This is a genomic window from Halomonas sp. KX33721 (genome assembly GCF_001596805.1).
Classification (GTDB): domain Bacteria; phylum Pseudomonadota; class Gammaproteobacteria; order Pseudomonadales; family Halomonadaceae; genus Vreelandella; species Vreelandella aquamarina.
In genome coordinates this window covers 114,618-128,595 of the sequence record NZ_LVIA01000009.1, presented here as the reverse complement: position 1 = coordinate 128,595, position 13,978 = coordinate 114,618, and the positions used below count along the sequence as shown (strand labels likewise).

Below are 13,978 nucleotides of genomic sequence, written 5' to 3'. Positions count from 1 at the left end.
AAGCAGTCATTGATGTCATTGTTATGCTTTAGGCATTGTTACAGCGACTGCCCAGCTTTCACCACTCGAGCGTGTGCCTAGATGGGGTTCTGAACGCATCACTCGGCGCTTAGCCCTATATTTAGGCCAAGCCTCCTGTCTTATTCCCGGCGCCTAGCGCCTAGCTTTCATGAGCAATTTTCTAACACACCGATGAATCTCACTGAACTCAAGCAAAAAACCGTTCCCGAGCTGCTCGATATCGCCCGCGAAATGGGTATCGACAACTTAGCCCGTTCGCGCAAGCAGGACATCATTTTCGCCATCCTCAAGAAACACGCCAAAAGCGGCGAGGATATCTATGGCGACGGTGTGCTGGAAATTCTTCAGGATGGCTTCGGCTTCCTGCGTAGCGCCGACAGCTCGTACCTCGCTGGGCCGGACGATATCTACGTATCGCCCTCACAGATTCGTCGTTTCAATCTGCGCAAAGGCGACTCCATTTCCGGCAAAATCCGCCCGCCCAAAGAGGGCGAGCGCTACTTTGCCCTGCTCAAAGTTAGCCAGATCAACTTTGACCGCCCGGAAAACGCCAAGCATAAGATTCTCTTCGAGAACCTGACGCCGCTGTTTCCCACCGAGCGTCTGCGCATGGAGATCGGCAACGGGTCTACTGAAGACCTCACTGCTCGGATCATTGATCTGACTTCACCGATCGGTAAAGGCCAGCGTGGACTGCTGGTGTCTCCGCCGAAAGCGGGTAAGACGCTGATGCTGCAGAACATCGCGACGTCGATCACGCGGAACAACCCCGAGTGTCATCTGATCGTACTGCTGATCGATGAGCGCCCGGAGGAAGTCACCGAGATGTCCCGCACCGTACGCGGTGAAGTGGTCGCCTCTACCTTCGATGAGCCGCCTGCGCGTCACGTTCAGGTCGCCGAAATGGTCATCGAGAAGGCCAAACGGCTGGTCGAGCACAAGAAGGACGTGGTGATTCTGCTCGACTCCATCACCCGTCTGGCGCGGGCCTACAACACCGTGGTGCCTAGCTCCGGCAAAGTGCTCACCGGTGGTGTGGATGCCCACGCGCTGGAGAAGCCGAAACGCTTCTTTGGTGCCGCGCGTAATATCGAAGAGGGCGGCAGCCTGACGATTATTGCCACCGCGCTGGTCGATACTGGTTCGAAAATGGACGAAGTCATCTTCGAAGAGTTCAAGGGCACCGGTAACATGGAAGCGCACCTTGACCGCAAGCTGGCTGAAAAACGCGTCTTCCCCGCGATCAACATTCGTCGCAGCGGCACTCGTCGTGAAGACCTGCTGGCCTCTGAAGAAGAAATGCAGCGCATGTGGATTCTACGCAAGCTGCTTAACCCGATGGAAGATACCGCAGCGACCGAGTTCCTGATTGATCGTCTGAAAGATACCAAGACCAATCTGGAATTCTTTGAAGCGATGAAGCGCCGTTAAGGCGCTGCATCTACTGCCATGCGTTTGCAAGAGCAGCGTCTGACAGCCGGGTTGAGGAGAGTGTTTTGAAGTATAACGACTTGCGCGATTTTATTGCGGCGCTTGAAGCCCAGGGTGAGCTAAAGCGAGTTAAAGCGGAAGTTGATCCTTACCTAGAAATTACTGAAATCTGCGACCGTACGCTGCGCGCCGGTGGCCCTGCACTGCTGTTTGAAAATGTAAAGGGCCACGATATGCCGCTACTGGGCAACCTGTTCGGCACCCCGAAGCGGGTAGCGCTGGGTATGGGCCAGGATTCAGTAGAAGCGTTGCGTGAAGTGGGGAAGCTGCTGGCATTTCTGAAAGAGCCAGATCCGCCCAAAGGCCTGAAAGATGCCTGGGATAAGCTGCCGATCTTTAAGCAGGTACTCAGTATGGGGCCTAAAAGCGTTAAGCGAGCTCCTGTGCAGGAAGTCGTTTACGAAGGCGATGAAGTGGACCTCGGCCGCCTGCCGATTCAGCACTGCTGGCCCGGCGATGCGGCACCGCTTGTCACTTGGCCGCTGGTCATCACCAAAGGCCCGCATAAAAAGCGCCAGAACCTGGGGATTTATCGCCAGCAGAAAATCGCCAAGAATCGCCTGATTATGCGCTGGCTCTCCCACCGTGGCGGGGCGCTGGACTTTCTTGAGTTTCAAAAAGCCCATCCCGGTGAGCCCTTTCCTGTCGCCGTGGCGCTAGGCGCTGACCCGGCGACTATATTAGGCGCGGTCACGCCGGTGCCCGATTCGCTCTCAGAATACGCCTTTGCTGGCCTGCTGCGCGGTTCGCGTACCGAGCTGGTGAAGTGCGGTCACGCAGACCTGGAAGTCCCCGCCTCCAGCGAAATTATTCTGGAAGGCTTTATTTATCCGGACGATATGGCACCGGAAGGGCCGTTTGGTGACCATACCGGTTACTATAACGAAGTGGATCATTTCCCTGTGTTTACCGTGACGCGGATGACCATGCGCCGCGATGCCATTTATCACTCTACCTATACTGGTCGTCCACCCGATGAGCCCGCCATTTTAGGTGTAGCGCTTAACGAAGTGTTCGTGCCCATTCTATGCAAGCAGTTCCCCGAGATCGTCGACTTCTATCTACCGCCAGAAGGCTGCTCCTATCGTATGGCGGTGGTCACCATGAAGAAGCAGTACCCCGGCCACGCGAAGCGCGTGATGATGGGGGTTTGGAGCTTCCTGCGCCAGTTTATGTACACCAAGTTCGTCATCGTGCTGGATGATGACGTGGATGCGCGTAACTGGGAAGACGTGATGTGGGCGATTACCACGCGCATGGATCCTGCCCGCGACACGGTGATGGTGGAAAACACGCCTATCGACTACCTCGACTTCGCCTCACCGGTATCCGGACTTGGCTCCAAGATGGGGCTGGATGCAACGAATAAGTGGCCCGGCGAAACCGACCGGGAGTGGGGCACTCCCATCGTGATGGATGAGACGGTGAAAGCCCGCGTTGACGAGCGTTGGGATGAGCTGGGCATTGATATTCCGCTACCCACACCGCGCCACGGCTAATCGGCCGTATGGGTCGAACGATTTTCCATAAAGAGGCTTTCATGAGCGCTAGGACGTTAACGTGTAAAACGCTAACCTGCCAAGTCACCGCCGTCGAGGATCTTAATCCTGACGTATTTAAAGTCACGCTTGCCGGTCGCGCTGAAGCAATGCAGCACGCCCCTGGTCAGTACCTTGAACTAATGCTAGACGAGGCCACTTGGGTGCCTTTCTCGATTGCCAGCGCCGACCGTGGCGATGGCACGCTGGAGCTGCAAATTCAGCACTGGCCCGAGCGTGATAACTCCCAGCGGCTGCGCCAACTGTTGCAGGTCGCCAACCAGCTAACGGTGCGTCTGCCCAGCGGTGATTGCGTGCTGGATACGCAAAGTGAGCGCCCGCTGCTGCTGATTGCCGCTGGCACAGGGTTTGCCCAAATGAAGGCCATCGTCGAAGCCGCGCTTCGTGACCAGCCCACACGGCCCATTTCATTATGGTGGGCGAACCGTGAGCACCGCGATTTGTATGCGGAAGACCTTGCCTGCGAATGGGCGCAGCAGTATGAAAACGTTGCGTTTCATGCGGTCACTGAATTCCCGCTGACCGAGCCGCTGGCGTCGGGCGAGCGCATTGCCCACCATCAGGGGCGTGTTGATTTGGTGTTAGAAAGCGAGCTGTCGAATGCACCGGTCACGCCTAGCGACTGCGATATTTACCTCTCAGGCTCACCGGGCATGGTATATGCCTGCGTGGACGTGCTGGAGCGTTTGGGCGTGGGCAATGAACGTATGTTCTCGGATGTATTTGCCTACGCCCCCCGCCCTCACTAAAATAGCGGGTCACTTTCTGGCGTACGGCATACACCGTAGATACTACTGATCACTAGGAGGCTTTCATGGGCCATCACGACGATAATTTTAAAGACGATTCCGGCATTCTGTCGATTATTCTCGGTATCGTGGTATTGGTAGGTATGAGCGCACTGCCTGCCACTATTGGCTGGATTCAGGCGTTTAGCAGCTAATACTCGTCGCTAGGAAATTGAACGCTCGCGGTAATTGCTTGTTGCCATTTAGCGCGCAGGCAGGCAGAATTAGGTCATTACGTAGTACACACGTCATGTAGTACACACGTCATATTGAGGAAGTAACCATGCCACATGGCAAGCCTTTACAGCGCACTCACACCAAACCGGAAACGGTGGTTGAGGCCTGGGCGAAGGTGGGTACTTCCTATAGCTTTAACTATGCAGCGTATTGGTTTAGCCACGGTGTGCCCCTGGCCGACGCCTAGCGTCGCGCCAACAGGCACACCGCCCCGGTTGCCTGCCGCATGCAAAGAAGCCTCGGTGGGTAACCCCACCGAGGCTTCTTTCGTTTTATTAACCCTCATTTTTTCATAGGTAGATTATTAAGGAGCTGCACCATGTCTTATCGCGCCCACTCAATCGCTAGCCCCAACGCCATCCGTTATCTCGGCTATGGCTATGGCTGGCGATTTAGCGACGCGCGTTCGGTGCAAGCTGCCACCTCCGATCGTGCCCACCTGGGTGGCAAGTTGATGATGCGATGTCACGCGTTATGTCATACGAATTCGGAGAGTTAACCCTATGAATGCCCCAATCAACACCCCAATCAACACCGCTTGTTCCTCTACTGCCCAGGCCTCCACGCTTATGTCTGCGACGGCGCTGCCGCTACCCGCTGAGCTACGCCAGCGTGTGGTGGTGAATAGCACGCTGAGTGCACAAATCGACCAGCAGCGCCAAGCGGTACAGCGCATTCTCAGTGGTCAAGATAACCGTCTGCTGGTCGTAGTGGGTCCGTGCTCCATCCACGACCCGGATGCTGCCTTGGAGTATGCGGATCGGCTAGCAGCGCTTAGCGATGAGGTCAGCGAGCAGATTTTGCCAGTGATGCGAGTGTACGTTGAAAAGCCGCGCACCACGGTCGGTTGGAAGGGGCTGGCCTACGACCCTGATCTTGATGGCAGCGGCGACATGCCGCGCGGTATCGCCCTTTCCCGTGAGCTTATGCACGCCGTCGCCTCCCGCGGCCTGCCGGTGGCCACCGAGCTGTTACAGCCCATGTTAGCCCCGTACCTGGATGACCTGCTGAGCTGGGTAGCGATTGGGGCACGTACGACGGAATCCCAGCTGCACCGTGAGCTGGCCAGCGACCTCAGCGCCGCCGTAGGCTTCAAAAATGCCACCAGCGGCGATGTGCAGGTGGCCATTGATGCTATGCAGGCTGCCGCCCACTCCCATCAGCGTTTTGCCATGGATCGCCAGGGTCGCCCTATCATGCAGGAGACCGCAGGCAACCCGCACACCCACGTGGTGCTACGCGGCGGCCACGGCGAGCCCAACTACCAAGCCCACCATGTACGCAGCGCAGTTAATACACTGCGCGAAGCAGGCCAGAATCCGCGTTTGATGGTGGACTGCAGCCACGCCAATGCCCGCAAAGATCACCGCCGCCAAAGCGAAGTGATGCTGGATGTATTGGCTCAGCGTCAAGCGGGCGACGCAAATTTGGTGGCACTGATGCTAGAGAGCCATTTGTACGAAGGCAAACAAGCGTTGACGCCCAGTGCGCTACGCTACGGCGTCTCGGTCACTGATGCCTGCGTCAGCTGGGAGACCACCGAGCGCTTGCTGAAAACCGCCGCGGAACGACTGACCTAGCGCGTTGACTGCCCCGGCCAGCCCCGTATCATAAGAGTTCCTTTTGATCACGAGGTTGGCCATGGCCTTTTCCCTTGAACAGCACGACCCCGCGTCTTACCAGCGCAAAGCCCGCATTATCAGCGTGGCGATGGCCGGGCAACTGATTATTTTTGGCCTGCTGTTTTCAATGCTCCTCACCACTACCTTTGGCAGCAGCGTCTGGCTGAACGCTCTGGGCGTATTGTTGGGCCTGCTCGCCACCAGCGCTATGTTCGCTGCGTTAAGAGAGCGCCCATGGATGGCTGAGGTGCGCTATGTTTGGCAGCTCAAGCATCACCTGTCGCGTATTAGCAGCTACCTACAGCCGCTGCGCCGCGCGGTGGAAGAGGATAATCGCCTAGCGCTGGATATCCTGACCTTTTACCACCAGGGCATGGCCCAGCTTGCCGAGCTAAATGGACGCACCACCGACGACGATGCCGAACGTTTAGCGGAAAAAATGCAGGTTAAAGTGAAGCGTGAAGCGTTGGGCCTACCCAAAGAAGTCACCACGTTTGACCCGCATGACTTGAGCGCTTTCAAACAAAAGTAAGTCGCGCGCAAGGGTATTACCGATGAGGGATTAACAGGGAGCGTATTCAGTCAACTACCCCCGCCTGAAGGCGGGAGCTTGTGAAAGCAAGCCTAGTTGACCAGGGTAAGCGGGCGGTACAGCCGCTACGTTGATAACAGGTCGCCAAGACTCACCCACGGATGCTTCCTCAGTCCGTGGCTCTGAAAGGTCAAGATCATGCTGGCGCAGGGTAAAACGCCGAAGGTCTTGACCGCTGCCACAAGGCAGGAGCCGGTTATCGACATTCCCGAGGGGAGACGGAGCGCAAGCCCCGCGACACCAGGCCCGTAAGGGCGCTATTTAAGGAGAAGATCGCATGGCGATTTTCGTACTGGACAAAAAGAAGCAACCGCTGATGCCGTGCAGTGAAAAGCGTGCTCGGTTGCTGCTGGCGCGTGGTCGTGCCGTGGTGCATAAGCGTTACCCGTTCACGATCCGGCTGAAAGATCGAGTGGGCGGTAGCACGCAACCGCTTCGCCTGGGCATCGACCCTGGCAGCAAAACGACCGGGCTGGCGCTGATGCGCGAACCGGACAGTCAGCAGCGGCATGTGCTGTGCCTGTTTGAACTGATCCATCGCGGCTTTCAGATCAAAAAGGCATTACAGCAACGAGCGGCTTTTCGGCGTCGGCGCCGCAGTGCCAACCTGCGCTACCGCGCCCCGCGCTTCAATAATCGCACCAAACCCAAGGGCTGGCTGGCACCGTCGCTGCAGCATCGCGTCGATACCGTCACGGCCTGGGTGAACCGGTTGAATCGTTTAGCGCCTGTAACCGCCATCAGCCAAGAGTTGGTGCGCTTTGATACGCAGAAGCTGGATAACCCCGAGATCAACGGCGTCGAGTACCAGCAAGGCACCCTGCTGGGCTACGAGGTGCGCGAATACCTACTGGAAAAATGGGGGCGTGAGTGTGCCTACTGTGGCACCGGCGACACGCCGCTGGAGATCGAGCATGTGGTGCCGCGTTCATGCGGCGGCTCGAATCGTGTCAGCAATTTGACCCTAAGCTGCCACCCCTGCAACCAGAGCAAGGATGCACTGTCACTGGTGGATTTTTTCGCCACTGACAAAGGCCTGAAAAAGCGCCTGAAAGCCAACGGCCACACCGCTAACGCTCGGCTTGAGCGTGTGCAGCGCCAGCTCAAGCAACCGCTGCGCGATGCCAGCGCGGTCAATGCGACCCGCTGGGCGCTGTTCTCCGCGCTCAAAACCACGGATTTACCGGTCGCCGTGAGCAGCGGTGGCCGCACCAAATACAACCGGCAGCGCCTCAACATCCCCAAGACGCATGCCCTGGACGCCGCGTGTGTCGGAGCTTTTGGTAAGCTGTATGACTGGACAGTGCCGACACTGACGATCAAGGCGATGGGGCGCGGCAGCTACCAGCGCACGCGCTTAACGAAACACGGCTTCCCACGGGGCTTTTTGATGCGGCAAAAGCAGGTGCACGGCTTTCAAACCGGTGACATGGTGCGTGCGATAGTACCCACCGGCAAGAAAGCAGGCACCCATACAGGGCGTGTCGCGATACGCAAAACCGGCAGTTTTAACATCCAAGCCGAATACGGTGCAGTGCAAGGCATCTCGCACAAATACTGCACCCTTATCCAACGGAGCGATGGCTACGGCTATTACGTCACACTCTTCAGCAACCTAACAGGAGAAGCGGGACGGGCGGTGGCGTAACACAGTCGCCCTGCGGGCGACGCGCTATCCCTCCCGGCACTAGAAGTACCGGGTATCCCGCGCAAAATCAGATGAGTGCTAATGTTACGTCACTACGATTCGCCACGGCGGTGGCTGCCGGTTTACTGCTAGCGGGCTGCGCGACCAGTGCGCCCGCCCCGGAGCAGCCGGTAAAAACCACCGTGCAGAGCAGTGCACCACTGTTGCCTTCGGTGCTGTTTCCCGGTAGCGCTGAGCGCTTTCAAGCTTGGAACTGCCAACCAGCCAATCAAGACTTAGTCACGGCCGTCAATGGTGAAGAGTTACGGCTGTGGTCGCTACATGGCGCGTGGCGACTGCCTCAAGCCGTGGTGGCCAGCGGTGCCCGCTATCAAAATGGCGATATCAGCTTCTGGAACCGCGGCGATCAGGCGCAAATTGAAACGCCCCGTGGGCAATTGCAGTGCCAGCAAGGGGTTGACCGGGAGGTTGCGACCCGATCACGCCACCCTGGCGTGATGTTGTTAGCCCGCGGCAACGAGCCGGGTTGGACGATTGAACTGGCGAACGATGCGCCAGTAATGACCTGGACTACCAACTACGGCAGCGACACCACCACCATGCCTTATATGGTCAGCGTGATGGATAACGACGCGGGCCGGGTGGTGATCGAGAATGCCAACGCCGAGCAGTTTTTCCGCGTACGTATTGAATCAGGTGCCTGTTTCGACGATATGAGTGGCGAACCCTATCCTGCTCGTGTCACGCTCACCATTGGCGGCGAACAGTACAAAGGGTGTGGCCAGGGCATCGCGCCCTAGCCATCATGATCTAGCATCTCAACCATTAGCAGCGGTACAGAAACGGCTCTGCGCGCCACTGCGGTTCCTCGTAATCGCTGGCGCACAGAGCTGATACATCGCCACCCGCTCGCGCGGCAAGCCGCGCCAGCGTGGCCATGTGTAATCCTCTTGGGCTGTCTACTTCTTCGCTAACGGCTACCGGTACCCAGCGCTCTTCCTCTCGGGTTGCTAGGGTAAAGCTGAAAGGATGAAAACCGGGAAAGCCTAGCCGAATGTCAGTGGCGATCAGCGTCTCTTGCCCATCGATGTGACGTGTCTCGAAACGTAAAAACGGCCCGGTGAACCACGTCAGCCGCTGCCCCAACGGACCCTCTAGAGCGCTTTCCTCCAGCACTACATTACGGCGCAGTGGCTCCAGCGCTGGAACGCGATCACGATCAAACACGCTGATTAAGCTCTCATAGTAGCGGTCTTCATCGATGACCGTTGCCCGCCATAGTGCGATATTGAACGGCGTGGGTTGGATGAGTACGGGGGCTGCTTGTAAGTCCGCCTCGGCTAGGGCTGGCGTTAGGCGCTGCTCAACGCTCCATTTGGCACCTGCGGCCATCATGAGGTAAACACAGGAGATCACCAGCCCCGTGCGGCAGGCACTGCGTACCTTGCCCGACACGCTGCCGATGATCAGCGCCATAAGCAGCGGTAGCGTGTAGAACGGATCGATGATGAAGACGATAGGCCACGCGGCGGGCGGTGCGTCTAGCGGCCAGAGCAACTGCGTGCCGTAGGTGGTCAGCGAGTCGAGCAGCGGGTGAGTCACTAATATCAACGTAAAAAAGCACCACCAGCGACCCAACGAGATATCCCGCGCTGGAGCAAAGCGGGCACACAGCACGGCCAGCAACGTGGCAAGGCCCGTCAATACGAACAGGGAATGGCTGAAGCCACGGTGCTCGGTGACGTTGGCAATGGCGTCGCCATAATCCAGCGCCACATCCAAATCGGGTAGAGTACCCAGTAGCGCACCTATGACAATGGCCTTGCGGCCCAGTCGCTTACCTAACACGGCACCACCTACCGCTGCGCCAAGCGCCGCTTGCGTAATCGAATCCACAGACCTCTCCTCGACGAGCCGATAGCGAATCGTGATTGTCACTGAAGAGTGACACACTAGATGAACAGCCGTGACGCCATTATACAGCGTGTCTACTTTCTATTTTAGTGTCGCACTATTGTCTATGTTTTAATGGCGCTACGTGACCGGCTCGGCACCGCACTCGGCGGTTGCACGGGATATAATTACCATTCTTCAATGAAGAGGAAATGATATGCAGTTTTTACACACCATGGTACGCGTCAGCGACTTAGACGCCTCGCTTCACTTTTATTGTGACCTGCTCGGCCTGAAAGAAGTACGCCGCAAAGAGAACGAAAAGGGCCGTTTTACGCTGGTGTTCCTAGCGGCTCCTGAAGATGAAGCGCGCTCCGAGCGCCTTACTGCCCCCGAGCTTGAGCTTACCTACAACTGGGACCCGGAAGAGTACACGGGTGGCCGTAATTTCGGCCATTTGGCCTACCGTGTCGACGACATTTACGCCCTTTGCCAGAAACTTCAGGATAACGGCGTCACCATCAACCGTCCGCCCCGCGACGGCCACATGGCGTTCGTGAAGTCGCCCGACGGCATCTCTGTCGAGCTGCTGCAAAAAGGCGATGCGTTGTCACCCCAGGAGCCTTGGGCCTCCATGGAAAACAGCGGCAGCTGGTGAATGAGCAGGAGCACACGCAAGGTGAAAGCACACTATCGCAATACGCTGATGGGGTTGAGTCTGGCGCTACTGGTGGCTGCCTGTGGTAGCTCTCCGCAGCAGGAGCGAGTGGATGCGCCCCCTCGTGGTGATTTGTCGGGGCCGATCGTCGAGCAGCGCTGGAACCTGCTGCTGGTGGGGACCGATGAGCGTTTGTCGATGCCCAGTACGCCATTTTTCCGCATCGGCCGCGACGGCAAGGTTAGCGGCTCGGATGGTTGCAACCAGTTCACCGGCAAGGTGAGCCTGGGCGAAAGCCAGCGCATTGAGTTCAGCGAACTGGCCTCCACCCGAATGGCCTGCCCCAATATGGAAGACGCCAAGCGGGTCACCGATATGCTGGATACCGCGTATCGTTACTTGATTGACCACGACCGTTTGGTGTTCTTCGGACCGGATAGCCGTGTGCTCGGCGGTTGGCGGGAAGCTAACTAAGCCGCTATCGGCTTAGTCATCGCGTGAAAAAGGCGCTGTAGATACGACAACGGCACCCAGTAGGTGCCGTTGTGAGACTGTCATGAGCGGGGGATTACATTGCGGCAATCTTCGCCTGCTGCTCTTCCAACAGCTTTTTGGCGGACTGGTACTCTGCCAGTTTGCCACGCTCTTTCTCGATCACGGCGTCGGGGGCTTTGGCAATGAAACCTTCGTTGCCCAGTTTCTTCTCGATACCGCCGATAAGCTTATCCTGCTTCTCGATCTCTTTGGCGAGGCGGGCAAGCTCCGCGTCTTTATCGATCAGGTCTGCCATCGGTACCAACACTTCCATATCGCCGACCAGCTGCGTGGCCGAAAGCGGGGCGTCTTCTGGGTTGGCTAGCCACGTCACGCTTTCCAGTTTCGCTAGCTTGGCCAGGAAGCGGCGGTTCTGTTCCAGGCGTTCGGTGTCTTCGGGCTGGCCTTTGGTCAGCAGCACATCCAGCGGCTTGCCGGGGGCAATGTTCATCTCGGCGCGGATGTTGCGCACCGCGATGATCACGCCTTTCAGCCACTCGATGTCGCGGGTGGCCTGCTCGTCGATCTTGCTCTCGTCGGCTTCCGGCCACGCTTGATGCATGATGGAGGCATCGTCGCCCACGTAGGTGCCTGCGAGCGGGGCCACGCGCTGCCAGATCTCTTCGGTGATATAGGGCATCATCGGGTGGGCCAGACGCAGAATGGCTTCCAGCACGCGCACCAACGTACGGCGCGTGCCGCGCTTGGCGTCGGCGCTGGCCGCTTCGTCCCATAAAACAGGCTTGGAAAGCTCCAGGTACCAGTCGCAGTACTCGTTCCAAACGAACTCGTATAGCGCCTGGGAGGCGTGGTCGAAGCGGTACTCGTCCATCGCCTTGGTGACCTGCGCTTCGGTTTTCTGTAGCTGGGAGATGATCCAGCGATCGGCTAGCGACAGCTCCACTTCTTCGCCGCTGGTGCCGCAATCTTCGCCTTCGGCATTCATTAGCACATAGCGCGAGGCGTTCCACAGCTTGTTACAGAAGTTGCGGTAGCCATCCAGGCGGTTCATATCGAACTTGATATCACGCCCGGTGGTGGCCTGTGAAAGGAAGGTAAAGCGCAGCGCATCGGTGCCGTGGGGCTCGATGCCGTCTTTGAACTCTTCTTTGGTCGCCTTGGCAATCGCCTTGGCCTTTTGAGGCTGCATCATGTTACCGGTGCGCTTTTCCAGCAGCGCGTCCAGGCTGATGCCGTCGATCAAGTCGATGGGGTCCAGCACGTTGCCCTTGGACTTGGACATCTTCTGGCCCTGGCCATCGCGCACCAGGCCATGGACGTAAACGGTCTTGAAGGGGACTTCACCGGTAAATTTCAGCGTCATCATGATCATCCGGGCGACCCAGAAGAAGATGATGTCGAAACCCGTCACCAGCACGCTGGAGGGGTGGAAGGTTTCCAACTCCGGCGTTTTCTCCGGCCAGCCGAGGGTGCCAAATGTCCACAGGCCCGAGCTGAACCAGGTGTCCAGTACGTCTTCGTCCTGGGTCAGTGCTACGTCAGCGCCCAGGCCATGCTTCTCGCGGGCTTCCTCTTCACTGCGAGCCACGTAAACATTGCCGTCGGCGTCGTACCAAGCCGGAATGCGGTGGCCCCACCACAGCTGGCGAGAAATACACCAGTCCTGCAGGTCACGCATCCAGGCGAAGTACATGTTCTCGTAGTTTTTCGGCACGAACTGAATGTCGCCGTTCTCTACCGCTTCGATGGCGGGCTTGGCGAGGCTCTCCACGGCCACGAACCACTGGTCAGTCAGCAGCGGCTCGATGACATCGCCGGAGCGGTCGCCGTAGGGCAGGGTGTTGTTGACGCTTTCCACTTGCTCCAGCAGGCCGAGGGCCTCCATGTCGGCGACGATCTGCTTGCGTGCTTCGAAACGATCCAAGCCCGCGTATTTGGCCGGCAGGGTAGCGTCTTCATCGGGCTGCGGCTGACCTTTTAGGTCGAAAATTTCCGCCTGCTCGAGGATCGTCGCATCTTTGGTGAAGACGTTGATCAGCAGGTGGTTTTGACGCTTGCCGACTTCGTAGTCGTTGAAGTCGTGGGCCGGGGTAATCTTCACACAGCCCGAGCCTTTCTCCATATCGGCGTGCTCGTCCGCCACGATGGGGATACGGCGGCCTACCAACGGCAGCTCGATGAACTTGCCCACCAAGGAGGCGTAGCGCGGGTCTTCTGGGTTGACCGCCACGCCGGTGTCACCCAACAGGGTTTCCGGGCGGGTGGTGGCGACCACTACGTAATCCTTGCCGTCGTCGGTCTTGACGCCGTCGGCCAGCGGGTAGCGGAAGTGCCAGAAGCTGCCCTGCTGCTCCTTGTTTTCGACTTCCAGGTCGGAAATAGCGGTGTGCAGGGTGGGGTCCCAGTTGACCAGCCGCTTGCCGCGATAGATCAGGCCCTCTTCGTGCAGGCGCACGAAAACTTCTTGAACCGCTTTATAGAAGCCATCGTCCATGGTGAAGCGCTCACGGCTCCAGTCGACGCTGGCGCCCATGCGGCGCAGCTGTCGGGTAATGTGGCCGCCGGACTCTTCCTTCCACTCCCACACTTTTTCGATAAACGCCTCGCGGCCGAGGTCATGACGGGTCTTGCCCTCTTCGGCTGCAATCTTGCGCTCCACCAGCATTTGCGTGGCGATACCGGCGTGGTCGGTGCCTACCTGCCACAGGGTGTTGTTGCCCTGCATCCGCTTCCAGCGCGTCAGGGTATCCATGATGGTGTCCTGGAACGCGTGGCCCATGTGCAGGCTGCCGGTCACGTTGGGCGGCGGAATCATGATCGAGAAGGGCTTGCCGCGGCCAGACGGGGCGAAGCGGTTATCGGCTTCCCAGCGTTCGTACCAGCGGGTTTCGATCTGTTCGGGTTGGTAGGTCTTTTCCATGGGGAGTCGGCTCACGGCTTGCAAAAAATGGGAGCAAGTATAGCGCGAACGCCC

At 58.2% G+C, this 13,978-nt stretch carries 13 protein-coding genes; 11 read left to right on the top strand and 2 right to left on the bottom strand.

Annotated features, from left to right (window positions below; genetic code table 11):
* The first annotated feature begins 192 nt into the window (after positions 1-192).
* The 9 genes from rho to A3220_RS03790 all read left to right on the top strand — a co-directional run bounded on the left by rho (position 193) and on the right by A3220_RS03790 (position 8,758).
* Positions 193-1,452: a transcription termination factor Rho gene (gene rho / locus A3220_RS03825; RefSeq protein WP_044629703.1), complete on the top strand. Its 1,260-nt coding sequence runs from the start codon at positions 193-195 to the stop codon at positions 1,450-1,452.
* 65 nt (positions 1,453-1,517) lie between these two features.
* Positions 1,518-3,011 (top strand): 4-hydroxy-3-polyprenylbenzoate decarboxylase, encoded by a 1,494-nt coding sequence (gene ubiD / locus A3220_RS03820; protein WP_062373280.1) that lies wholly within the window; start codon positions 1,518-1,520, stop codon positions 3,009-3,011.
* A gap of 41 nt (positions 3,012-3,052) precedes the next feature.
* Positions 3,053-3,820 carry an NAD(P)H-flavin reductase gene (locus A3220_RS03815; RefSeq protein ID WP_044629701.1) on the top strand — a complete coding sequence of 256 codons (768 nt, stop codon included), beginning with the start codon at positions 3,053-3,055 and terminating at the stop codon, positions 3,818-3,820.
* Between the two features lie 65 nt (positions 3,821-3,885).
* Positions 3,886-4,014 (top strand): hypothetical protein, encoded by a 129-nt coding sequence (locus A3220_RS18140; protein ID WP_269474858.1) that lies wholly within the window; start codon positions 3,886-3,888, stop codon positions 4,012-4,014.
* Positions 4,015-4,142: 128 nt separating this feature from the next.
* Positions 4,143-4,283, top strand: a complete 141-nt coding sequence (locus A3220_RS17410) for a hypothetical protein (protein ID WP_164834378.1) — start codon at positions 4,143-4,145, stop codon at positions 4,281-4,283.
* Positions 4,284-4,599: 316 nt separating this feature from the next.
* Complete coding sequence (locus tag A3220_RS03805) at positions 4,600-5,676, top strand: 3-deoxy-7-phosphoheptulonate synthase (protein ID WP_044629699.1); 1,077 nt, start codon at positions 4,600-4,602, stop codon at positions 5,674-5,676.
* A 61-nt stretch (positions 5,677-5,737) separates the two neighbouring features.
* Positions 5,738-6,250, top strand: coding sequence for a DUF3087 family protein (locus tag A3220_RS03800; RefSeq protein ID WP_044629698.1), 513 nt, complete (start codon positions 5,738-5,740; stop codon positions 6,248-6,250).
* A gap of 337 nt (positions 6,251-6,587) precedes the next feature.
* Entirely contained in the window at positions 6,588-7,958 is a 1,371-nt protein-coding gene (iscB, locus tag A3220_RS03795) for an RNA-guided endonuclease IscB (protein WP_062373278.1), read from the top strand.
* Between the two features lie 71 nt (positions 7,959-8,029).
* Positions 8,030-8,758 carry an MliC family protein gene (locus A3220_RS03790; protein ID WP_062373275.1) on the top strand — a complete coding sequence of 243 codons (729 nt, stop codon included), beginning with the start codon at positions 8,030-8,032 and terminating at the stop codon, positions 8,756-8,758.
* A gap of 25 nt (positions 8,759-8,783) precedes the next feature.
* Here the strand turns inward: A3220_RS03790 and A3220_RS03785 are convergent, their stop codons facing one another.
* The gene (locus A3220_RS03785; RefSeq protein ID WP_062373270.1) at positions 8,784-9,854 is read right to left on the bottom strand and encodes a metal-dependent hydrolase; all 1,071 of its coding nucleotides are present in this window, start codon (positions 9,852-9,854) and stop codon (positions 8,784-8,786) included.
* A 214-nt stretch (positions 9,855-10,068) separates the two neighbouring features.
* Here A3220_RS03785 and gloA point away from each other — a divergent pair, with 214 nt between their 5' ends.
* Both gloA and A3220_RS03775 read left to right on the top strand, forming a co-directional pair.
* The gene (gene gloA / locus A3220_RS03780) at positions 10,069-10,509 is read left to right on the top strand and encodes a lactoylglutathione lyase (RefSeq protein ID WP_062359978.1); all 441 of its coding nucleotides are present in this window, start codon (positions 10,069-10,071) and stop codon (positions 10,507-10,509) included.
* A gap of 21 nt (positions 10,510-10,530) precedes the next feature.
* The gene (locus tag A3220_RS03775; protein WP_083602228.1) at positions 10,531-10,983 is read left to right on the top strand and encodes an META domain-containing protein; all 453 of its coding nucleotides are present in this window, start codon (positions 10,531-10,533) and stop codon (positions 10,981-10,983) included.
* Between the two features lie 94 nt (positions 10,984-11,077).
* Here A3220_RS03775 and A3220_RS03770 read toward each other — a convergent pair whose 3' ends face one another.
* Positions 11,078-13,924 carry a valine--tRNA ligase gene (locus tag A3220_RS03770; protein ID WP_062373267.1) on the bottom strand — a complete coding sequence of 949 codons (2,847 nt, stop codon included), beginning with the start codon at positions 13,922-13,924 and terminating at the stop codon, positions 11,078-11,080.
* Between the last annotated feature and the right edge of the window lie 54 nt (positions 13,925-13,978).